Raw genomic sequence first — 20968 nt, 5'->3', positions numbered from 1 at the left:
CTCTTTCGGACGCGCCTGAAACCGGCATAGGGCTCAACGTTGGGGCATGTGGATTGACTTGTGCGTAAGGCCCAGAAGATGGCCAAGCGCACCACCGACCGCCGAGGGCCGGTGGCTGTCACCGAGAACCGCGATCAGAGCTCGGCAATAAACTCGCGTACGACGGGTGCGAGCTTGGGATCCTGCAATGCCATATGCATGGTGGCGCGCACCAGGCCGGCCTTGTTGCCGCAGTCGAAACGGATGCCTTCGAAGCGATAGGCCAAGACCTTGCCCTGCTCCTTCAGCAACGCCTCGATCGCGTCAGTGAGTTGGATCTCGCCACCGGCGCCTGGCGTGGTCTGCTCAAGCAATTCGAAAATGCGACCGGGCAGCACATAGCGGCCCACGACGGCGAGGTTGGACGGCGCGTCAGCAGGCTTGGGCTTCTCCACCATGTGGCGGATCTGCGCACTACGCTCATCGATACGAGTGGCATCGACGATGCCGTACTTGTCCGTGTCGTTGTGCGGCACTTCTTCGACGGCAATCACGCCGGCTTGCTGCGCGTCGGCCAGCTCGGCCATCTGACGCAGCGCGCCCTTGCCCTTGTGCCAGATAAGGTCGTCGGGAAGGACCACGCCAAACGGCTCATCGCCAACCACCGGCTTGGCGCAGAGCACCGCGTGACCGAGCCCGAGCGCTTCGGGCTGCGTCACGAAGATCGCACGCACGTGCTTGGGCAGGGTGCCCTGCACCAACGCCAACAGCTCGTCCTTGCCCTTCTCCTGCAACTTAGCCTCGAGCTCGTAGGCCTTGTCGAAATAGTCGGCGATGGAGTGTTTGTAACGGTTGGTCACAAAGATCAGGGTATCGGCGCCGGCATCCACCGCCTCATCGACCGCATATTGGATCAGCGGGCGGTCCAACACGGGCAACATTTCCTTAGCCACCACCTTGGTGGCAGGCAGAAAACGCGTGCCGAGGCCGGCAACGGGGAAAACCACCTTGCGCAAAGGCTTGCTCACTTACTTCTCTCCTGATTCATTGCGACGCAGCGACACCACATTGCCCGGCTGCACCGAATCGCTCCAGCGAAACGTTGGCAACAGGGTGGATACGCAGTGGCGCAGCGTGTCCTCGTCATAAGCCATCACCGCCTCAGCAGCCTTGGCCATCTGTACGTTCAACAGGTCCCAACTCACCGGGCGATACTGCGCGAGGAAAATCTTCGCGTGCGTCGTCTCGCTGTAGTTCTCCAGCGGATGGAACAGCTCCTCGAACAACTTCTCGCCGGCGCGAAGGCCGGTATAGATGATGGGTATTTCCGTACCGGGCTTGCGACCCGCAAGACGAATCATCTGTTCGGCCAGGTCGCGGATCTTGATCGGCTCGCCCATGTCCAACGCAAAAATCTCACCGCCCTTGCCCAGGCTGGCTGCCTGCAGAATGAGCTGGCAAGCCTCGGGAATGGTCATGAAGTAACGCGAGATCTCCGGGTGCGTGATCGTCACCGGGCCGCCATTGCGAATCTGCTGACGGAACAGCGGCACGACCGAGCCTGCCGAATCCAGCACATTGCCGAAACGCACCGTGATGAAATGCGTGCTCGAGCGCTCGTTGAGATTCTGGCACCAGATCTCCGCCATGCGCTTGCAGGCACCCATGACGCTGGTAGGGTTGACCGCCTTATCGGTGGAGATCAAGACGAAGCATTCGACCTGATGGCGATCGGACAGGTCAGCGACGTTGCGCGTGGCCAGCACGTTGTTGCGAAAAGCGGCGCGCACTTGCCCCTGCAACATCGGCACATGCTTGTAGGCCGCGGCGTGGAACACCACTTGCGGTTTGTATTCGACAAAGAGCTTGCGCATCGCAGCGGTATCGCCGCAGTCAGCCAGAATGCTTTCGTAGATCAGCTCCGGATACTCGGCGCGCAATTCCTGCGAGATCTTGTAAAGATTGAACTCGCTGTTATCGACCACGCAAAGCGACTGTGCTCCAAGGCGCGCAATCTGGCGGCATAGTTCCGAACCAATCGATCCGCCACCGCCGGTCACGAGCACGCGCCGATCGGTAAGGGTGACGCGAATGGCCGTCCAATCCAGCTCGACCGTATCGCGGCCCAGCAGATCCTCGATCGCCACTTCCTTGATCTCGTTGAAATGCGCGCGCCCCGAGACGACATCTTCGAGCTTGGGAATGGTGCGATAAGGAAGGCCACTCTGGTCGCAAAGCTCGACCACGCGGCGCATTTCCTGCGTGGACGCGCCGGGCATGGCGATCAGCAGCATCTGGGCGGCCACTTCGCGCGCCAGTTCGGGCAGCTGATCGATACGCCCAAGCACCGGGCGACCGTTGATGCTCGCACCACGCAGGCTTTCCTTGTCGTCGACAAAGCCCACTACCGTGTAACCATTGTCGCGCTGCACATCGCGCGACAATGCCTCGCCAGCGCGGTCGGCGCCAACGATCAGCACGCGCTGCAGAGGCTTCGCCTGCAACAGCTCACCCCGACTGTCCTTCCAGTAACGGTAGGCCAGTCGAGGCGCTCCTAGCAGGACGGCAAGAACCATCGGGTAAAGCAGCAGCACCGAGCGCGGCACGTCAGCCAGGCGGTTATAGAGGATCAAGGCCGCCGCAATGGCCAACGCACCCAACACCGCCGCACGCAGGATATTCCAGAGATCCGGCAGGCTGGCAAAGCGCCAGACGCCTTTGTACAAGCCGGTCCAGCTCAGCACCGCGCCCTGCACCAGCAGCACCAGCGGAAACTCGAGTAAATGGAAGCTGATCGCCGAATCGTCGATCAAGGCGTAACGAAGCGCCTTGGCTACCCACCAGGCCAGCGCTGCCATGAACAGGTCATGCAGCACCACAGCGGTGCGCGGATGAATGACCCCGATTAGCTTATTAAGCGACATGACTGCCCTTGTGCAAAACGCGCCGTAAACACTGGCGCTTCATGAGTATCCATACAGTGATCGCTACCAGGTACGCACCCACGCAAATCAGCGCCGCCCCCTCAGGCCAGGACCATGCCAGCACAGCCAACGGGGCCGCTACCAACACGTTCCAGGCCAGATAGCACGCCCCCCCGGACGCGTGCGTGAATCCACTGCGAACCAGCCATTGATAAAGGTGTTCGCGATGTGCAGTGTACCAACGACGGCCACTCACCATACGGCTCAAGAGAGTAAGGCTGGCATCTACTACAAAAGATGAACTGAGGATCGCGGCGGGCCATAGCAGGCTCGTATCCACCCGCCAGAGCAGCCCGGTAAGGGCAAACAGCAAAAACCCCATGGTGCCGCTGCCCACGTCTCCCATGAAAATCCGCGCCCGCGGCCGGTTGTAGTACCAGAAGCCCAGGGCTGCCGCTCCCACGCATGCCGCAGCAACCGCCAAGGCCGTCTGGGATGCTGCCCATGCCAGCAGAGCCAGGCCGCTGCCGACAAAGACCACCTGTTGAGCCAGCAGGCCGTCGATGCCATCCATGAAATTGTGCAGGTTGATGCTCCACGCTCCCGCCAGCATCAGCACCGGAACCCACCACCACGACAAGCCTGTGGCGGCCAAGGCCAAGGCGAACAGCGCCGACGACAGCAGCTGGATGCCCAGGCGAGGCAAGACCGGCAGGGAGCGGTGATCGTCCCACCAGCCCACCGCAGCGACCAGGATCGTGCACAGCGCCAGCGCCAGGGTGACCACCGCAGGCCATGCTTCAGGCAGCAGATAGATGCTGGCCGGCACGGTCAACAACGCAGCGACCACGATGCCGATACCGCCGCCACGAGGCGTGGGGGTCGTGTGCGAACGACGCTGCCCCGGCAGGTCCATCATGCCTCGCCGACGGGCATAGGCGATGGCGCCGCGCACCACCAGCAAGGCGATCAACAACGAAGCCAGCACCATCCCTATCGCCAGCGTTGAAAACGTCATGCCGACCTCATTCGTTGGCGACGCCGTGAATCGGACGAATCGTGCTCCAGCTCTTGCAGCTCGGGCACTGCCAGTGATGGGCCTTGGCGCCAAAGCCGCAACGGCTGCAGCGGTACATGGCCTGCCCCTCGAGCAACTTCTTGGTGAGATCGCGCAGGATCAGGAAGTTCTCGCGCGCCTCACCCTCGATCTTGTCCATGGTGGCGTCGATCAATGCCATCAGGCCGCGCACTGAGGGGCGCTGGCGCAACTGCGAGGTAAGGAACTCGATGGCCGTCCGTTCGCCATCGCGCTGCTGATACAGGCGGGTAAGCGCGAGCACCGGCGAGATGCCGTGATAGCGCTCGAGGATTTCTCGCAGGAAATGTTCGGCATGCTCCATTTGCTGGGAGCGCGCGTAGCTGTTGAGCAGGGGCGGGAGAATTTCGGGCACGAAGGCGATATCGGCCTCCACCGCCTGCTCGTAGACCTTGGCCGCCTCCGCGTGCTGCCCTTCCTCGGCATACAGCCGACCGGTAAGCATGAAGGCACGCACGCAATCCGCCTGGCAAGTGAAAGCTTGCCGCAGATACTCGCGGGCTTCCTGACGCGCGCCGTGCTGCCGTGACTGCTCGGCTAGCTCGCAGTAGAACTGCGCAATCATGCCGGCCTCGTCTTCACCGGTCATCGCCTCCAGCCGGCGCGCATGCTCGATGGCCTTGTGCCAGTCGCGTTCGTGCTGGTAGATCGCAATCAGATGACGCAGTGCCGACGGCGCGTGCGCGTCCATCGCTACGAGGTCGGAGAACAAAGTCTCGGCGCGATCAAGCAAGCCCGCACGCATATAGTCCTCGCCAAGCTCGAGCAAGGCGACGGTCTTCATGGCGTCGGAAAGACCGGGGCGCGATACCAGATGCTGATGCAGGCGAATCGCGCGATCCACCTCGCCACGACGGCGAAACAGATTGCCCAGCGCCAGGTGCGTTTCCACCGTATCGCGGTTGTACTCGGCCAGCTTGAGGAAAACCTCGATCGCCTTGTCCTGCTCTTCATTGAGCAGGTAGTTCAGACCGCGGAAATAATCGGAAGAGAGCTCACTGACCTGGGCGCCGGAACGCCTTACGCCGGCCCGACGTGCAGTCCACCAACCACTGGCGAACGCGGCAGGTACCAACAGGACGAGTACATACAGAAGCGCGCTCATGCACCTGCCGAGGAGGTTTTGGCCTTGTCAGCGCCAGACGATGCCCGGCGCCGCAGGCGGCGATGCTTGGTGCTGACCCCGAGCCAGGCGGTGAGTCCCCCAAGCAGCCAGCCGATCAGCAGGGCTAGCAGTAAGGCAGCCCCCTTGGGCAGCTCGACTCGCGTGAAGCCCAGGTCATAGCTAATGAGATCAGCGTTGAGTGCGCCCAGCACGATGCCGGCGGCAATGAAGAGCAGGAGGATCAACGTCACGATCAGTCGCATGCGGCGACTTTACCCGATTGCCCATGACCGTCACAGGCGTGCACTTACATCTTCTTCAGGAACCCTGTTGGCCGTCATCGTTTTCAGCACGAACTCGATGGCCCGCAGACAAAAAGAAGGCAGGAACGGCTCAACGCCGCCTGCCTTCATCTACCTGTCGTGAGTCCCTGCGAACGGGATATCAATCCAGGTCCATATTGACTCGCTCGCGCAATTCCTTGCCCGGCTTGAAATGCGGCACATGCTTGCCCGGGAGGGCCACGGCATCACCCGTCTTGGGGTTACGGCCCATGCGCGGCGGACGGTAGTGCAGCGCAAAGCTGCCGAAACCGCGCACCTCGATGCGCTCGCCACTCGAAAGGGCGTAGCTCATCTGTTCGATCACGCTTTTGACCGCCAACTCTACGTCGGCGAACGCAAGGTGGGTCTGACGCCGCGCCAGCGCCTCGATCAGTTCGGATTTGGTCATGGGTCCCCAATGTCCGTGACGTGAACCAACGGGGCGGCCGAACGCCGCCCCGCAGTACTTACGCTTGCTACAAGCTTAGTCAGCCTTGTTGAGCTGCTCCTTGAGCAGCGCACCGAGCTTGGTCGTGCCACCGGAGGCGGACGAGTACTCGGCCATAGCGTCGTGCAGATCTTCTTCGTCCTTGGCGCGGATCGACAGCTGGAGCTGACGGCCCTTGCGGTCCATGCCGGTGAACTTGGCTTCAACCTTGTCGCCCACCTTCAGATGCTGCGTGGCATCCTCGATGCGCTCCTTGGCGATATCGTTGGCGCGGAGGTAACCCTCGACGCCCTCGCCCAGGTCGATCACAGCACCCTTGGCATCGACTTCCTTCACGGTGCCATTGACGATGGTGCCGCGCGGGTTGGTCGCCATGAACTGACCGAACGGATCCTGCTCCATCTGCTTGATGCCGAGGGAGATGCGCTCGCGCTCCGGATCAACGGCCAGAACCACGGCCTCGATCTCGTCGCCCTTCTTGAAGTTGCGCACGAGCTCTTCGCCAGTGACCTGCCAGGAGATGTCGGACAGGTGAACCAGACCGTCGATGCCGCCGTCCAGGCCGATGAAGATGCCGAAGTCGGTGATCGACTTGATCTGACCGGACACCTTGTCGCCCTTCTTGTGCATCGCTGCGAAGGCTTCCCACGGGTTCGAGCGGGTCTGCTTGATACCCAGCGAGATGCGGCGACGCTCTTCATCCACGTCCAGGACCATGACCTCGGTCTCGTCACCGACCTGAACCACCTTGGCCGGGTTGACGTTCTTGTTGGTCCAATCCATTTCGGAAACGTGCACGAGGCCTTCGACGCCCGGCTCGATCTCAACGAAGCAACCGTAATCGGTGACGTTGGAGACCTTGCCGAACAGGCGGCTGCCGACCGGGTAGCGGCGGGCGATGGCGACCCACGGATCGTCACCCAGCTGCTTCAGACCCAGCGACACGCGGTTGCGCTCGCGGTCGTACTTCAGCACGCGGACGTCCAGCTCGTCGCCGACGTTGACGACTTCGGACGGATGACGCACGCGCTTCCACGCCATGTCGGTGATGTGCAGCAGGCCGTCGATGCCACCCAGGTCCACGAACGCGCCGTAGTCGGTGAGGTTCTTGACGGTGCCCTTGACCACCGCGCCTTCGGTCAGGCGCTCAAGCAGCTTCTCGCGCTCCTCGGAGAACTCGGTCTCGACGACGGCACGGCGGCTGACGACCACGTTGTTGCGCTTGCGGTCGAGCTTGATGATCTTGAACTCGAGGTCCTTGCCTTCCAGGTAAACCGGATCGCGGACCGGACGCACGTCGACCAGCGAGCCCGGCAGGAATGCGCGGACGTCCTTGATGTCGACGGTGAAACCGCCCTTGACCTTGCCGGAGATCTTGCCGGTGATGGTCTCTTCCTTGTCGAAGGCCTGCTCGAGGTCGTCCCAAACCATGGAACGCTTGGCCTTCTCGCGGGAGAGCTTAGTCTCGCCGAAACCGTCTTCCAGTGCGTCGAGGGCAACCTTCACCTCGTCGCCCACCTGCACTTCCAGCTCTCCGCTCTCGTCCTTGAACTGCTCGATCGGGACGATGCCTTCGCTCTTCAGGCCAGCGTTGATCACGACGACGTCGTTGCGGATTTCCACAACGATACCCGTGACAATCGCGCCCGGCTTCAGCTTGGAGATAGCCTGTTGGCTCTGTTCAAACAGTTCGGCAAAACTTTCAGTCATGTTGATTCCAGAAATGATAAAAGGCCGTGGTCCTGTGCGCGCCGTCGGAAGAAAAGCGCACGGACATTCGGCCCACCGGTTATGGGTGTCCTTCGGATGGCTCCGTTGGCACCGTTGACCAAAACCCCAACCGCGGTAGGGGCACGAACGGCTATCGGCAGCCCTCAGGACCGCGCGACAGCCAAAACTTTCGCGACGACAATGTCGATGCCCATGCCGGTGGTATCGATAAAAACCGCATCTGCGGCCGGCTTGAGCGGCGCGACGGTTCGCGATGCATCGCGGGCGTCACGCGCTTCGATCTCGCGCTGAAGGGTAGCGAGTGTAACGCTTAGCCCCTTTTCCTTCAACTGCTTATAGCGTCTTTTCGCACGTTCGGCCGCACTTGCAGTCAGGAACACCTTGAACGGGGCATCGGGGAAGATCACCGTTCCCATGTCACGGCCATCCGCCACCAGACCGGGCGCCTTGCGGAAACCCAGCTGCATATCGACAAGTGCCTGACGCACCGAAGGAATCGAGGCAATCGCCGAGGCCGCCGCACCCGCTGTTTCGGTACGCAGTTCATCGGTGGCGTCATGACCATTGACCAGCACGCGGGTATCACTGCCATCGGTCGTCGCCTGAAAACGGATCTTGGTGGTCTGGGCACAACGGGTCATTGCTTCGGCGTCGGACAGGTCCAGCCCCTCCATGCCCGCTGCATAGCCCACCGCCCGGTAGAGCGCCCCCGAGTCCAGCAGCCGCCAGCCCAGCTTATCGGCCACCAGCCGGCTGATGGTCCCCTTGCCCGATCCCGACGGCCCGTCGATGGTGAGGATGGGAACGGACGACGATGGGCTCATGGGGACTCCTGACGGTGACGGACGAAAACGCCTATGCTATCGCGTTGGTCCCGCATGGAACGCGTGATACCCAGTTGCTTCTCTAATAGTCCGCCAGGCCCATGCAAGCTTTAACCATGAATGATCTCAGTCGCGAATTCGAACAGGCCGCCGAAGATATCCAGCGGTTCGGTCAGCGACCTGACAACGACACGCTGCTCAAGCTCTACGCGCTCTACAAACAGGGCTCGGAAGGCGACGTGCACAGCAACCAACCCGGTTTCTTTGATTTCGTTGGCACGGCCAAGTACGAGGCGTGGGCGCAGCTCCGTGGTACGTCGCAGGATGATGCGCAGCGGCGTTATATCGCGCTGGTGCGGGAGCTGCTGGCCTGAGGTGTTAGCGCAGTCTAGGGATGGGTAGCGGGACGCAAAGTCCGGCCACCTGACGTAAGGGGACCCCGAAAACCAGACCTTTTCCCGTCATTCCCGCGAAAGCGGGAATCCAGCGACTTTTGCCTCAGTGAACACAAAGGCACTGGATTCCCGCTTTCGCGGGAATGACGAATTTTTCGATGTTCCCGTAAGTGTGCCGTAGTCGACCGCCCCCCCCCCAGGCTTGCCCCAGGTGACTGGTTTGGGCGCCCCCACTACCCACACCTCCAACCTCGCCCTTGCTTTCAAACGCCCAGACCGGGCACATTCATACGACCGTTTGAACCATCGGGCCGTATGAACTATCCCCATTTGTTTGCTCCGCTCGACCTTGGGCACACCACCCTGCCCAATCGCATCCTGATGGGATCGATGCATACCGGGCTGGAGGACAAGTCCGCCGATTACGACAAGCTTGCGGCCTACTTCGCCGAGCGCGCGCGGGGCGGCGTGGGGCTGATGGTGACCGGCGGTATCGCACCCAGCATCCAGGGCTGGCTGAAGCCCTTCGGCGGCCGGCTGTCGATGCCCTGGCATGTGGCGCGACACCGCAAGCTCACCCGCGCCGTGCAGGACGAAGGCGGCAGGCTGTGCATGCAAATCCTGCATGCGGGCCGCTATGGCTATCACCCGCTCTCGGTCGCCCCATCGAAGATCAAGTCTCCGATAACACCCTTCACGCCCAGCGCGCTTTCTAGCGGCGGCGTCGAACGCACCATCAGGGATTTCGTGCGTTGCGCGAAACTCGCCCAGGATGCCGGCTACGACGGCATCGAGGTGATGGGTTCAGAAGGCTATTTGATCAATCAGTTTCTGGTGGCGCGGACCAATCAACGCAACGACCACTGGGGCGGTGATGCGTCGCGACGCATGCGCTTTCCCGTGGAAATCGTGCGTCGCACGCGCGAAGCCGTGGGCCGCGATTTCATCATCATCTATCGCCTGTCGATGCTGGATTTGGTGGAAAACGGCCAGGATTGGAGCGAGATCGTGACCCTCGCCAAAGCCATCGAGGCGGCCGGTGCCAGCATCATCAACACCGGTATCGGCTGGCATGAAGCGCGGGTACCCACCATCGTCACCAGCGTGCCGCGCGCCGGCTTTGCCTGGGTCACCAGGAAGCTCAAGGGTGAAGTGGCGATCCCGCTGATCACCACCAATCGAATCAACATGCCTGACGTGGCCGAGCGGATTCTCGCCACCGGCGAAGCCGACATGGTGTCGATGGCGCGTCCGCTGCTGGCGGACCCCGCCTGGGCAAACAAGGCGAAGACCGGACGCAGCGATCGCATCAACACCTGCATCGCGTGCAACCAGGCGTGCCTGGACCACGTATTCCAGAATCGCCGCGCCAGTTGCCTGGTCAATCCCCGCGCCTGCCACGAAACCGAACTGCAGATCACGCCGGCGACGACACGCAAACGGGTTGCCGTAGTGGGCGCAGGCCCCGCCGGCCTCGCCTGCGCCAGCACGCTGGCGGAGCGTGGCCACCAGGTCACCCTGCTCGATCAGGCCAACGAAATCGGTGGCCAGTTCAATGTCGCCAAGCGGATTCCTGGCAAGGAAGAATTCCACGAGACTTTGCGCTATTTCCGCCATCGGCTGGAGGATGCTGGCGTGGAACTGCAGCTGGGCCAGGCCGCCGATGCCGCCTCGCTGGCCGCTGCCGGCTATGACGAAGTGGTGGTGGCAACCGGCATCACGCCGCGCCGTGTCAACTTCCCCGGCAGCGACGACGCCCGCGTGCTGAGCTATCTGGACGTACTGGCTCGCGGCAAGCCAGTGGGGCCGCGCGCAGTCATCATTGGCGCCGGCGGCATCGGCTTCGACGTGGCGGAATTCCTGGTCGAGCACACGCCGTCGCCTGCCCTGGATGTCGCTCGCTGGACTCGCCAATGGGGTGTCGACACCCAGCTCGATACCCGCGGCGGCCTCACCCCGCCGCAGCCTGAAGCACCCGCCCGCCAGGTGTGGTTGCTTCAGCGCAGCGAAGGACGCCCTGGCGCTCGCCTCAACAAAACTACCGGCTGGGTCCATCGTGCCACTCTCAAGGCCAAGCGCGTGAGCATGCTCGGCGGCGTGACCTACGAGCGATTCGATGAGCAAGGTCTGCACATCACGGTCGACGGCAAGCCGCAGGTGCTGCCTGCGGACAACGTGGTGATCTGCGCCGGTCAGGAGCCGAACCGCGCGCTGGCCGACGCCCTGATCGCGGCCGGCATCAAGACCCACATCATCGGCGGCGCCGACGTGGCCGCTGAGCTCGACGCGAAGCGGGCGATCGACCAGGGCACCCGCCTGGCTGCCACGCTCTGAAACGACAACGCCCGGCCAAGGCCGGGCGTGTCTGGAAAAGAAAGCGCCCCGCTAAGCGACGCAACGATATGGGTCAGGGGGGAGGAAGACCAGATATCGGGGGGATAGCGTCGCCGCGGGGCGAGGGTCGGCGCCACCTGGGGGGAGGGGACGGTGGCGCGACGGAGGCAATAATACGAACGACAGGTTATAGAAACAAATATATATTTAGGCCGTCACTTATTCGATATCCATATATATGTTCGACTTTCGTCAGCTTCGCTACTTCGTCACCGTGGCCGAGGAACTCAGCTTCACCCGTGCGGCTCAGCGCCTGCACATCTCGCAGCCACCACTTTCGCAACAAATCCAGGCACTTGAGGCGGATTTAGGGGTGCGCCTGCTGGAGCGGACCAAGCGGCACGTGGCGCTTACCGAGCCCGGAAAACTGTTTCTGGACCAGGCCCGCCAGATCCTCGACAAGGCCGAAGAGGCCCGCATCCAGATGGCCGACGCCGCCACCGGGTTCAGTGGCAAGCTGCGCCTGGCCTACACCGTGTCCGTAACCTTCCACCCCGCCCTGCCACAGACGCTGCTGCGCTATCGCCGCTTCGCGCCCCAGGTGCGGCTGATACTCAGCGAGATGTACACGGAGGCGCAGTATGCGGCCCTGCTATCCGGCGACCTCGACGTAGGCTTCGTGCGGGACGTGCCGGGGCACGAAAGCATGGCCAAGGACCTGCGCCTGGACGTGATTGACCACGAGCCCTTGTTGCTCGCCCTGCCCTCCGGGCATCCCTTGGCGCAGAAAGAAAGCATCTGGCTGCGCGAAGTGGCGATGGAGGCCTTTGTCGTGCAGCCGCGCGAACTCGCCGCCACGCTGTTCGACAGCCTGACCCGGATCGCCGCCAAGTCCAACTTCCACCCGTTGATCCGCCAGCACGCGCAGCAGATCAACGGCCTGCTGGTACTGGTGGCGGCCGGGATGGGGCTGGCGTTGGTGCCGGCTTCCATGAAGTCGGTGAGCCTGGCCGGCGTCAGCTACCTGCGCCTGGAAGATCCGGATGCCTATATGCTGCTGGCCCTGGCAAGCCGAGCGGACAATCCCTCGCCGGTGGTCAGGCGCTTTCTCAGCGCCATGACTGAACCGCAGTAGGGTGAGACTTGTATCAAGCGAATCCGCCAGTTACAATTCCGTTCTTGTATTTTTTCTTTCTATAGTTTCAGGAGCTGGCCGTGAAGGTGCTTTCCTCTTTGAAGTCCGCCAAGTCGCGGCACCGTGACTGCAAGGTTGTGCGCCGTCGCGGCAAAGTGTTCGTGATCTGCAAGAGCAATCCGCGTTTCAAGGCTCGTCAGCGCTGATCTTTCAGCAGCGATGAGTGACGAAAAGGCCGCGCAAGCGGCCTTTTTTATTGGCTGCGTCATGGTTGCGACGAGCGCAGATACGCGACGAATCCGCGCGCAAGTTCGGCCTTCAGCTCCTTGTCGGACAGCGGCAACACGGTGTGCCATAGCGACGCCGGCTCAAGCGTGTGGACTTCCATCGAACTCAGCGCCGACAGGATCGCGAACTGCAATGCGCGGCGTGGAAAGCGATGGCCCACTTCGTCGCGGAAGACCAACAATACGTCCACCAGCAGGCTGATGTTTCCAGCGATATGCAGTCGCGCCTCGCGCCCGAAATCGCTATCGGCATCGGCATCCATGAATCGCGAAAGCGCCCGCAGCAGACGCGGGTGGCGCTGGTATTGATCGAACAATAAAGTCATCAATTGCGCTGTGGTCGCTTCCAGCGTCTTGCGCAGCAAGGCCTTCTCGAGACGCCCGCGGTTCGTCTCGTTGCTCTTGCGCAACATATGCAGGAAGGCCGCGCGCAACAGCGCATCCTTGTCCTCGAAACGACGATAGATGCTGGCTGGCGATACCTCGGCCAGCGCCGCGATCTTCGGCACGACCGCGGCCTCCAAACCCTCCTCATCCAGCACCTTGATGGTCGCCATCAGCAGCCGCTCAAGGGTTTCGCGGCTGCGCTGCTGTTTGGGTTCAAGTGCTGGCGGGGTCTTGGGCATCACGTACCTATGGACAAGCCGACGACAATATGTAAATGTGAATTTACATTTACTCTCAAGGAAAGGCAATGTCTACCCAGGCCTACCTCGGGCTCGCCCAGGATATCTGCGCCTTCGCACTCGTGTTTGTGCTGCCCTTCGTCGATGTGCCTTTTACCCGGCGGCTCAAGCAACACAGTAGCGCCGACGGACGTTTGATCCACTATCGCCGCATCGTCGCAGGAACGTTGCTAGTTACAGCCGTGGTGATCGTCTGCTCCGGGCATGCAGGGCTATGGGACGTGCCCAGAAATCCAGGTGAACCAGCCTGGTTTGAGCGCCAACCATGGATCTACGCGCTCGCCGCCGCCCTCACCGCCGCTTACTTTGCGCTAGGCCTATGGCCCGGCCTGCATGCGATGCTCAACCATCGAGCGCGACCGAAATACAGCAGAGCGATGCGCTCGCTACGCTTTCTTGCACCGGTATCACCCAGGGAACGCTACTGGTGGGCACTTGTAAGCCTTACCGCAGGCATCTGCGAAGAGATCCTGTTCCGCGGCTTCTTGCTCCAATACCTGCGCGGCCACCTGGACGGCGGTCCGCACATGAATATCGTGTTCGCCTGGCTGGTGAGCTCGATCGCTTTCGGCCTCGGTCACCTCTATCAAGGTTGGGCCGGCGTGTGCAGGACAACCGTGGCCGGCCTGGCCCTGGGCATGCTGGCGATACTTAGCGGCACTCTCGCGTTGCCAATCGTTCTGCACGTCCTGGCCGATCTGCAGGTGCTGGCGATATACCGCCCTACGCTCGATGCGCCTGAAGAAGCCGCCGCGCTGATCGCGGGCTGCAAGTGCGAGTCGTAAGCGAAAGGCATTAAGGGGCCCCAAAAAAAAGCCTCCTTCCTGCTGGAGAGAGGCCTTGATGGTCTCGCCTATGCGCTTACAGGTAACGCACGCCGATGATTTCGTAGCGTTTCACACCATTGGGCGCCTTGAACTCGAAGCTGTCGCCGGAGCTCTTGCCGATCAACGCACGCGCGATCGGCGATGACACTGCGATCAGACGCTGCTTGATGTCGGCTTCGAGGTCGCCAACGATCTGGTAGGTCACGGCATCACCGCTATCCTCGTCTTCCAGATCGACAGTCGCCCCGAATACCACGCGATTGCCCGCAGTAAGACGGCTGACGTCGATCACTTCCGCCGTCGAAAGCGCCGCTTCCAGTTCGGCGATTCGACCTTCGGCAAAGCTCTGCTGTTCACGCGCCGCGTGGTACTCGGCGTTCTCCTTCAGGTCGCCGTGGGCGCGCGCCTCGGCGATCGCCGCAATGATGCGCGGCCGATCGGTGAACTTCAGTTTTTCCAGCTCGCTGCGAAGACGCTCTGATCCCGTCTTGGTGATGGGAGCTCGACTCATGCCTTCAATTCCTCATGCAGTTCCTGCAGGCTGTTGACCTGGTCATCGCCGTGATAATCCAACGAGTGCACCAGCGCGCGAGCGCCTGCCACCGTGGTGGAGTACGTGACGCGCCGCTGCAGAGCCTCGCGCCGGATCGAGAACGAGTCGGCGATCGCCTGCTTGCCCTCGGTCGTGTTGACGATATAGACGATTTCGCCGTTCTTGATCAGGTCGACGATATGCGGGCGACCTTCGATGACCTTGTTGATGCGCTCGCAGGCCACACCGTGCTTGTCGAGGTAGGCGGCCGTGCCTTCGGTCGCGACCAGGCTGAAACCGCGCTCCAGCACCTCGCGCGCGATCGGCAGCAGGCGATCCTTGTCGGCATCGCGCACCGACACGAACACCTTGCCCTTCGGCGGCGTCTTGATGCCGGCCGCGTCGTGACCGCGCGCAAACGCCGCACCGAAGCTGCGACCCACGCCCATCACTTCGCCGGTGGAACGCATCTCGGGGCCGAGGATGGGATCGACGTTCTGGAACTTCAGGAACGGGAAGATCGCCTCCTTGACCGAGTAGTAGGCCGGGATGACTTCACGCGTGGTGCCCTGTGCCACCAGCGACTTGCCAGCCATGGCGCGCGCCGCGATCTTGGCCAGCGGCACGCCGGTGGCCTTGGACACGAACGGCACCGTGCGCGAGGCACGCGGATTCACTTCCAGGATGAACACGGTATCGCCCTGGATCGCGAACTGCGTATTCATCAGGCCGATGACCTTCAGCTCCTTCGCCATTGCCGCGACCTGGCGGCGCATCTCGTCCTGCACCTCGGCCGACAGCGAATACGGCGGCAGCGAGCAGGAGGAGTCACCCGAATGCACGCCGGCCTCTTCGATATGCTCCATGATGCCGCCGATCAGCACGTTGCCTTCGGCATCGGCAATGATGTCGACGTCGACCTCGACGGCATGGTCGAGGAAGCGATCCAAGAGCACCGGCGAGTCATTGGATACCTGCACCGCCTCACGGATATAGCGCGACAGGTCGGCATCGTCATAGACCACTTCCATGGCGCGGCCGCCCAGCACGTAGCTCGGGCGCACCACCAGCGGATAGCCGATTTCGCGGGCCAGCGCCAGCGCTTCGTCCGCGGTGCGGGCGGTGCGATTCGGCGGCTGAATCAAGCCCAGCTTGACGATCATCTGCTGGAAGCGCTCGCGGTCCTCGGCCAGGTCGATCGAATCAGGCGAGGTACCAATCACCGGTACGCCAGCTGCCTCCAGCGCGCGCGCCAGCTTCAGCGGCGTCTGGCCGCCGTACTGCACGATCACGCCCTTCGGCTTCTCCAGATAGACGATTTCCAGCACATCTTCCAGGGTCAGCGGCTCGAAGTACAAGCGATCGGAGGTGTCGTAGTCGGTGGATACTGTCTCCGGGTTGCAGTTGACCATGATGGTCTCGAACCCGTCCTCGCGCAGCGCCAGCGCAGCGTGCACGCAGCAGTAATCGAATTCGATGCCCTGGCCGATACGGTTCGGGCCGCCACCGAGCACGATGATCTTGTCGCGATTCGTCGGCGCGGCTTCGCACTCTTCCTCGTAGGTCGAGTACATGTACGCGGTCGTCGTCGCGAACTCGGCGGCGCAGGAGTCGACGCGCTTGTACACCGGGCGCACGCCGAGCGTATGGCGCAGGTGACGCACGGCGGCTTCGTCGGTACTGGTCAGCTCGGCCACGCGCGCGTCGGAGAAGCCCATGCGCTTCAGTTCACGCATGCGCGGCGCGTCGAGCGCGGTGAGCCCCTGCGTCTTCACCTCGCCCTCGGTCAGCACGATGTCTTCGAAGGCAGCGAGGAACCAAGGGTCGACGCGGCTGAGGTGGTACACCTCTTCCAGCGACAGCCCGGCACGGAACGCATCGGCGAGATGGAACACACGATCCGGACGCGGCTCGCGTAGCTCGCGCTTGAGCACGGCCAAGCCATCTTCCGTGGTGAGATCCAGGCCGGTCGGATTGAGACCGGTCTTGCCGATCTCCAAGCCGCGCAAGGCTTTCTGCAGCGACTCATGGAAGGTGCGGCCCATCGCCATCACTTCGCCCACCGACTTCATCTGAGTGGTGAGACGGGCATCGGCCGAGGGGAACTTCTCGAACGCGAAGCGCGGGATCTTGGTGACCACGTAGTCGATGGTCGGCTCGAACGAGGCCGGCGTGAGGCCGCCGGTAATGTCGTTCTTGAGCTCGTCCAGCGTGTAACCCACGGCCAGCTTGGCGGCGATCTTGGCGATCGGGAACCCAGTGGCCTTGGAGGCCAGCGCCGAAGAACGCGACACACGCGGGTTCATCTCGATCACCACCACGCGGCCGTTCTCGGCATTGATGCCGAACTGCACGTTGGAGCCGCCGGTATCCACGCCGATCTTGCGCAGCACCGCAATCGAAGCGTCGCGCAGGCGCTGGTATTCCTTGTCGGTGAGCGTCTGCGCCGGCGCGACCGTGATCGAGTCGCCGGTATGCACGCCCATCGGATCGAGGTTCTCGATCGAGCACACGATGATGCAGTTATCCGCCTTGTCGCGGACCACTTCCATCTCGAATTCCTTCCAGCCGAGCACGGATTCCTCGACCAGCACTTCGCCCACCGGCGAGAGCTCGAGACCGCGCTTGACGATCTCCTCGAACTCTTCGCGGTTGTAGGCAATGCCACCACCGGAACCGCCGAGCGTGAAGCTGGGACGGATGATGGTCGGATAGCCCACCTTGACCTGCGTCTCCAGCGCCTGCTCGAACGTGCGCACGACCTCGGCCTTCGGGCACTCCAGGCCGATCTCGGCCATGGCGACGCGGAACAGCTCGCGGTCCTCGGCCATGCGGATGGCTTCGCGCGAGGCGCCGATCAGCTCGACGTTGTACTTCTCGAGCACGCCGTGGTCGGCAAGATCCAGCGCGCAGTTGAGACCGGTCTGGCCCCCCATCGTCGGCAGCACCGCATCCGGGCGCTCCTTGGCGATGATGCGCTCCACCGTCTGCCAGTTGATCGGCTCGATGTAGACGGCATCCGCCGTCTCCGGGTCGGTCATGATCGTGGCGGGATTGGAGTTCACCAGGATGACGCGGTAACCCTCTTCCTTCAGCGCCTTGCATGCCTGCGCGCCGGAGTAATCGAACTCGCACGCCTGACCGATGACGATCGGGCCTGCGCCGATGATGAGGATGCTCTTGATATCGGTACGCTTAGCCATCTCAGCGGGCCTCCTGCATCAGTGCAGCAAAACGATCAAAGAGGTAGCGCATGTCGTGCGGGCCTGGACTAGCTTCGGGATGACCCTGGAAGCAGAACGCGGGACGATCGGTGAACGCGAAGCCCTGTAGCGAACCGTCGAACAGCGAGACATGAGTCACGCGCACGTTCGCCGGCAGCGTGGCCGGATCGACCGCGAAGCCGTGGTTCTGCGAGGTGATCAGCACGCGACTATCGTCGATGTCCTTCACCGGATGGTTCGCGCCGTGATGGCCGAACTTCATCTTCAGCGTCTTGGCGCCAACGGCAAGGCCCATGATCTGATGGCCCAGGCAGATGCCGAACAGCGGGATCTTCGCGTCGAGGAACTCGCGCGTCGCCTCGACCGCGTAGTCGCAGGCAGCCGGATCGCCAGGGCCATTGGACAGGAACACACCATCGGGCTTCATCGCCAACACGTCGGTCGCCGGCGTCTGTGCAGGCACGACCGTGAGGTCGCAACCCTGCTCGGCCAGCAGGCGCAGGATGTTGTGCTTCACGCCAAAGTCGTATGCCACGACCTTGAAGCGTTTGGATGGCTGATTGAATGCCTTGTTGTCGAGGTCGTAAACGCCTTCGTTCCACGTATAGGACTCGCCGACGCTGACAACCTTGGCCAGGTCCATGCCGTTGAGGCCCGGGAAAGCACGCGCCTTGGCCAGTGCGGCGTCCACGTCGACCTGCTCGCCGGCAACGATGCAGCCGGAGAGCGCACCCTTGTCGCGCAGGATGCGGGTGAGCCGGCGCGTGTCGATGCCTGCAATGGCGACGATGCCATGGCGTTGCAGGTAATCAGGCAGGCTTTCGCTGCTGCGCCAGTTGCTGTGTCGACGCGGAACATCGCGCACGATCAGGCCAGCGGCATGCACGGTATTGGATTCGGCATCTTCGAGATTGACGCCCGTGTTGCCGATATGGGGATACGTGAGGGTGACGATCTGTTTGGCGTACGAGGGATCGGTGAGGATCTCCTGGTAGCCGGTCATGGCGGTGTTGAAAACCACCTCACCAACGGTCTCACCAGTCGCGCCCACGGCGTAGCCGTGAAACACGCTGCCGTCTTCGAGGGCAAGCAGAGCGGGGATAGGCATGGGAATTCCGCCTTTTAGGTGCAGCAAAGTCCGCAAGCCGCACTTTGCAGGCTTGTGGACCTTGATCAAGGAAAGTCGTAGGGCGGGTTAAAATGATAGGTGCAAGAGCCTTTTCTGTCCACCAAAAACAGCTGAACAAAGCGCCCCGACAAGGCCTATCAACGCTCGATCCGGGCGCTAAACTAGCGCCGCCAAGCCAAAGACCGATCTCGATGAATTCAGCCGTGCTGCTCGATCCCGCCCGCCTTGACCGACCAGACACGGATATTCGGTTGGAGCCGTTCCCGTTCCTGATCGCCCACGGGCAGCTGCCGGACGAGGCGCGCGGCGACCTGGAGCGCGATTTTCCGCGCTACACGAGTGCCGGCTTCTTTCCTTACGATTCCAGCGATTGCGGCCCTTCAGTCAATGCCCTGGTACAGCGCCTGAGCTCGGGCGACTTTGCCAGCGCCGTCGGCCAGCGCCTGGGCATCCCGAATCTCGGCCAGTTTCCCACCCTGGTCACGCTGTGCCGGTCGCTCAACAAGCGCCACGGCACCATCCACACGGACAGCACGTCCAAAGTGGCGACGGCCTTGCTCTATCTCAACCCCATGTGGCCGGACACCAGTGATGGCTGCCTGCGTTTTCTCGGCAGCATCGACAACATCGACAGCGTGCTGGCCCCCGAGCTGAAGCCGCTTTACGGTGAGTTCGCCGTGTTCAAGCGTTGCGACAACTCCTTCCACGGCCATCTCCCCTTCGAAGGCGAGCGCCGGGTGATCCAGGTGACCTGGCTCACCAGCGAAGAGGAAAAGCTGCGCAAGACCAAGCGAGGCAAGTTCGCACGCACCTTCAAGAAGATCTTTGGTTCGCTCGACCGCAAGCTGGGTGCCGGTCGTGACCGCAACGCCTCGCATCGTGACTGAAGCAAGCCAGATCAGAGCGCCTAGCGAGCTTCACGCGACAGCGTGGCAGGGCCAAATCAGAGCTTGCTGCTGAAATACCAGGCGACGTAGACGGCGAAAACGCCATAGAGCGCTGCCACGGGCAGTAGCCAGCGCGCATCCACGCGCCCTTTGCGGAACAGCCACCACAGGTACACCACGGCGATACCGGTCAGCAGGCCGGCGACCATCAAGGGCGCATCGAACAGCCATGGCGTCGCGAAGATCGCCAACGCGCTCGGAATCGTCGCCTGGATCATCATGGCGCCGGAGATATTCGCCAAGGCGAGCCGCTCCTTGCCCTGCCGCACCCAGATCAGCGCGTTCATCGTTTCCGGCAACTCGGTGGCCACCGGGCTCAGCACCAGGGCGACCAGGTGCGGCGATAGCTGTAAGGCGATACCTATGGTCTCGATCTGTTTCACGAAGGTGTGCGAAGCAAACGCGATCACCAGCAACGCCAGCGTGGTCTGCAGGATGACCCACGACAACGCGGGATCGACGGCTTTTGGGCGGAACTTCAACGGCTCGAGCTCCTCCTCTTCCGGCGCCGTGCTGTCGTCCTTCAGCTCGCGCCACACGTACAGCGCATAGGCGGCGAGGAACAACACGCCCAGCCAGGGCTTGAGCGCAAAGGCGACCAGGCCCAGCCCGCACTTGACCACGAAGATCCCAAGGAACCACGACTGATCCCGCGCCAGGCGACCATGCTCGACTCGAACCAGGGCATCCACGCGCTGCAGCTTGCGGCGATTCATCCACAGCGCTACACCCACGACGGCATAGGCGATCGTGGCCAGCACCAGCGGCCCGCCGAGCGCCGCACCCACACCAATGTCCCTCTGCTCCGGCGTGCGCCCCAGTATCACGGCGACGAAGGTCACGGCGCTCTCCGGCAACGCTGTGCCGAAGGCCGCCAGCACGGTGCCGGTAGCCGTTGCACCAAGTTTGAGCTTGTGCCCGAACCATTCCACGCCATTGACGAAGAATTCGCAGGCAACATAGATCGCACCGGCCGAAAGCAGGAATAACAACGCTGTAAGCATGCTTGTTTCCATGGCCGGGCGAGCGGAAAACCATTGGC

Annotated in this window: 19 protein-coding genes; 6 read left to right on the top strand and 13 right to left on the bottom strand. The window is 62.4% G+C overall.

The features are described from left to right. Positions 1–134 precede the first annotated feature (134 nt). The 8 genes from galU to cmk form a co-directional block, all read right to left on the bottom strand. The gene (gene galU, locus OUZ30_RS08295) at positions 135–1007 is read right to left on the bottom strand and encodes a UTP--glucose-1-phosphate uridylyltransferase GalU (RefSeq protein WP_266181757.1); all 873 of its coding nucleotides are present in this window, start codon (positions 1005–1007) and stop codon (positions 135–137) included. Further along, positions 1008–2903, bottom strand: coding sequence for a polysaccharide biosynthesis protein (locus tag OUZ30_RS08290; RefSeq protein WP_266181756.1), 1896 nt, complete (start codon positions 2901–2903; stop codon positions 1008–1010). It abuts the gene before it with no gap. Next, positions 2893–3921: an MraY family glycosyltransferase gene (locus OUZ30_RS08285; RefSeq protein ID WP_266181755.1), complete on the bottom strand. Its 1029-nt coding sequence runs from the start codon at positions 3919–3921 to the stop codon at positions 2893–2895. The genes OUZ30_RS08290 and OUZ30_RS08285 overlap by 11 nt, the downstream gene beginning before the upstream one ends. 7 nt (positions 3922–3928) lie before the next feature. Beyond that, positions 3929–5104, bottom strand: coding sequence for a lipopolysaccharide assembly protein LapB (lapB, locus tag OUZ30_RS08280; protein ID WP_266181754.1), 1176 nt, complete (start codon positions 5102–5104; stop codon positions 3929–3931). Further along, on the bottom strand, positions 5101–5367 hold the full coding sequence (locus tag OUZ30_RS08275; RefSeq protein WP_266181753.1) for a lipopolysaccharide assembly protein LapA domain-containing protein: 267 nt from the start codon (positions 5365–5367) through the stop codon (positions 5101–5103). Before OUZ30_RS08275 ends, lapB begins: the two co-directional genes overlap by 4 nt. Before the next feature lie 181 nt (positions 5368–5548). Beyond that, positions 5549–5836 (bottom strand): integration host factor subunit beta, encoded by a 288-nt coding sequence (locus OUZ30_RS08270; protein WP_266181752.1) that lies wholly within the window; start codon positions 5834–5836, stop codon positions 5549–5551. Positions 5837–5911: 75 nt separating this feature from the next. Then, positions 5912–7585 (bottom strand): 30S ribosomal protein S1, encoded by a 1674-nt coding sequence (gene rpsA, locus OUZ30_RS08265; protein WP_266181751.1) that lies wholly within the window; start codon positions 7583–7585, stop codon positions 5912–5914. Positions 7586–7749: 164 nt separating this feature from the next. After that, a complete protein-coding gene (gene cmk, locus OUZ30_RS08260) occupies positions 7750–8430 on the bottom strand; it encodes a (d)CMP kinase (protein ID WP_266181750.1) in 681 nt (226 codons plus the stop codon). Between the two features lie 116 nt (positions 8431–8546). Between cmk and OUZ30_RS08255 the strand changes: the two genes are divergently transcribed. From OUZ30_RS08255 to ykgO, 4 genes are all read left to right on the top strand, one after another. Further along, the gene (locus OUZ30_RS08255; protein WP_266181749.1) at positions 8547–8804 is read left to right on the top strand and encodes an acyl-CoA-binding protein; all 258 of its coding nucleotides are present in this window, start codon (positions 8547–8549) and stop codon (positions 8802–8804) included. A gap of 336 nt (positions 8805–9140) precedes the next feature. Then, complete coding sequence (locus tag OUZ30_RS08250) at positions 9141–11159, top strand: NADPH-dependent 2,4-dienoyl-CoA reductase (RefSeq protein WP_266181748.1); 2019 nt, start codon at positions 9141–9143, stop codon at positions 11157–11159. A gap of 238 nt (positions 11160–11397) precedes the next feature. Beyond that, positions 11398–12294, top strand: a complete 897-nt coding sequence (locus OUZ30_RS08245; RefSeq protein ID WP_266181747.1) for a LysR family transcriptional regulator — start codon at positions 11398–11400, stop codon at positions 12292–12294. A gap of 80 nt (positions 12295–12374) precedes the next feature. Further along, positions 12375–12500: a type B 50S ribosomal protein L36 gene (gene ykgO / locus OUZ30_RS08240; RefSeq protein ID WP_029213509.1), complete on the top strand. Its 126-nt coding sequence runs from the start codon at positions 12375–12377 to the stop codon at positions 12498–12500. A gap of 59 nt (positions 12501–12559) precedes the next feature. Here ykgO and OUZ30_RS08235 read toward each other — a convergent pair whose 3' ends face one another. Continuing rightward, the gene (locus OUZ30_RS08235) at positions 12560–13207 is read right to left on the bottom strand and encodes a TetR/AcrR family transcriptional regulator (RefSeq protein WP_266181746.1); all 648 of its coding nucleotides are present in this window, start codon (positions 13205–13207) and stop codon (positions 12560–12562) included. 68 nt (positions 13208–13275) lie between these two features. On the opposite strand from OUZ30_RS08235, the gene OUZ30_RS08230 reads away from it, so the two are divergent. Next, on the top strand, positions 13276–14052 hold the full coding sequence (locus tag OUZ30_RS08230; protein WP_266181745.1) for a CPBP family intramembrane glutamic endopeptidase: 777 nt from the start codon (positions 13276–13278) through the stop codon (positions 14050–14052). Between the two features lie 76 nt (positions 14053–14128). Here OUZ30_RS08230 and greA read toward each other — a convergent pair whose 3' ends face one another. The 3 genes from greA to carA are packed head-to-tail and all read right to left on the bottom strand — an operon-like array spanning position 14129 to position 18958. Further along, positions 14129–14605 carry a transcription elongation factor GreA gene (gene greA / locus OUZ30_RS08225; RefSeq protein ID WP_266181744.1) on the bottom strand — a complete coding sequence of 159 codons (477 nt, stop codon included), beginning with the start codon at positions 14603–14605 and terminating at the stop codon, positions 14129–14131. After that, the gene (gene carB, locus OUZ30_RS08220) at positions 14602–17829 is read right to left on the bottom strand and encodes a carbamoyl-phosphate synthase large subunit (RefSeq protein ID WP_266181743.1); all 3228 of its coding nucleotides are present in this window, start codon (positions 17827–17829) and stop codon (positions 14602–14604) included. Before carB ends, greA begins: the two co-directional genes overlap by 4 nt. 1 nt (position 17830) lies before the next feature. Then, a complete protein-coding gene (gene carA / locus OUZ30_RS08215; protein ID WP_266181742.1) occupies positions 17831–18958 on the bottom strand; it encodes a glutamine-hydrolyzing carbamoyl-phosphate synthase small subunit in 1128 nt (375 codons plus the stop codon). Between the two features lie 212 nt (positions 18959–19170). Between carA and OUZ30_RS08210 the strand changes: the two genes are divergently transcribed. Continuing rightward, positions 19171–19866, top strand: a complete 696-nt coding sequence (locus OUZ30_RS08210) for a 2OG-Fe(II) oxygenase (RefSeq protein WP_266181741.1) — start codon at positions 19171–19173, stop codon at positions 19864–19866. 56 nt (positions 19867–19922) lie between these two features. On the opposite strand, the gene OUZ30_RS08205 is transcribed toward OUZ30_RS08210, so the two are convergent. After that, complete coding sequence (locus tag OUZ30_RS08205) at positions 19923–20930, bottom strand: sodium:calcium antiporter (RefSeq protein ID WP_266181740.1); 1008 nt, start codon at positions 20928–20930, stop codon at positions 19923–19925. Positions 20931–20968: the final 38 nt, after the last annotated feature.

The sequence above is a fragment of the Dyella humicola genome (assembly GCF_026283945.1).
GTDB lineage: Bacteria > Pseudomonadota > Gammaproteobacteria > Xanthomonadales > Rhodanobacteraceae > Dyella > Dyella humicola.
The sequence above is the reverse complement of the archived record's forward strand: the minus strand, read 5'-3'. Positions and strand labels throughout refer to the sequence as shown.

Coding starts and splice junctions, on each gene's coding strand:
- OUZ30_RS08290 (WP_266181756.1), bottom strand. CDS start 2,903: ATGTCGCTTAATAAGCTAATCGGGGTCATTCATCCGCGCACCGCTGTG.
- OUZ30_RS08285 (WP_266181755.1), bottom strand. CDS start 3,921: ATGACGTTTTCAACGCTGGCGATAGGGATGGTGCTGGCTTCGTTGTTG.
- lapB (WP_266181754.1), bottom strand. CDS start 5,104: ATGAGCGCGCTTCTGTATGTACTCGTCCTGTTGGTACCTGCCGCGTTC.
- OUZ30_RS08275 (WP_266181753.1), bottom strand. CDS start 5,367: ATGCGACTGATCGTGACGTTGATCCTCCTGCTCTTCATTGCCGCCGGC.
- OUZ30_RS08270 (WP_266181752.1), bottom strand. CDS start 5,836: ATGACCAAATCCGAACTGATCGAGGCGCTGGCGCGGCGTCAGACCCAC.
- rpsA (WP_266181751.1), bottom strand. CDS start 7,585: ATGACTGAAAGTTTTGCCGAACTGTTTGAACAGAGCCAACAGGCTATC.
- cmk (WP_266181750.1), bottom strand. CDS start 8,430: ATGAGCCCATCGTCGTCCGTTCCCATCCTCACCATCGACGGGCCGTCG.
- OUZ30_RS08255 (WP_266181749.1), top strand. CDS start 8,547: ATGAATGATCTCAGTCGCGAATTCGAACAGGCCGCCGAAGATATCCAG.
- OUZ30_RS08250 (WP_266181748.1), top strand. CDS start 9,141: ATGAACTATCCCCATTTGTTTGCTCCGCTCGACCTTGGGCACACCACC.
- OUZ30_RS08245 (WP_266181747.1), top strand. CDS start 11,398: ATGTTCGACTTTCGTCAGCTTCGCTACTTCGTCACCGTGGCCGAGGAA.
- OUZ30_RS08235 (WP_266181746.1), bottom strand. CDS start 13,207: ATGCCCAAGACCCCGCCAGCACTTGAACCCAAACAGCAGCGCAGCCGC.
- OUZ30_RS08230 (WP_266181745.1), top strand. CDS start 13,276: ATGTCTACCCAGGCCTACCTCGGGCTCGCCCAGGATATCTGCGCCTTC.
- greA (WP_266181744.1), bottom strand. CDS start 14,605: ATGAGTCGAGCTCCCATCACCAAGACGGGATCAGAGCGTCTTCGCAGC.
- carB (WP_266181743.1), bottom strand. CDS start 17,829: ATGGCTAAGCGTACCGATATCAAGAGCATCCTCATCATCGGCGCAGGC.
- carA (WP_266181742.1), bottom strand. CDS start 18,958: ATGCCTATCCCCGCTCTGCTTGCCCTCGAAGACGGCAGCGTGTTTCAC.
- OUZ30_RS08210 (WP_266181741.1), top strand. CDS start 19,171: ATGAATTCAGCCGTGCTGCTCGATCCCGCCCGCCTTGACCGACCAGAC.
- OUZ30_RS08205 (WP_266181740.1), bottom strand. CDS start 20,930: ATGCTTACAGCGTTGTTATTCCTGCTTTCGGCCGGTGCGATCTATGTT.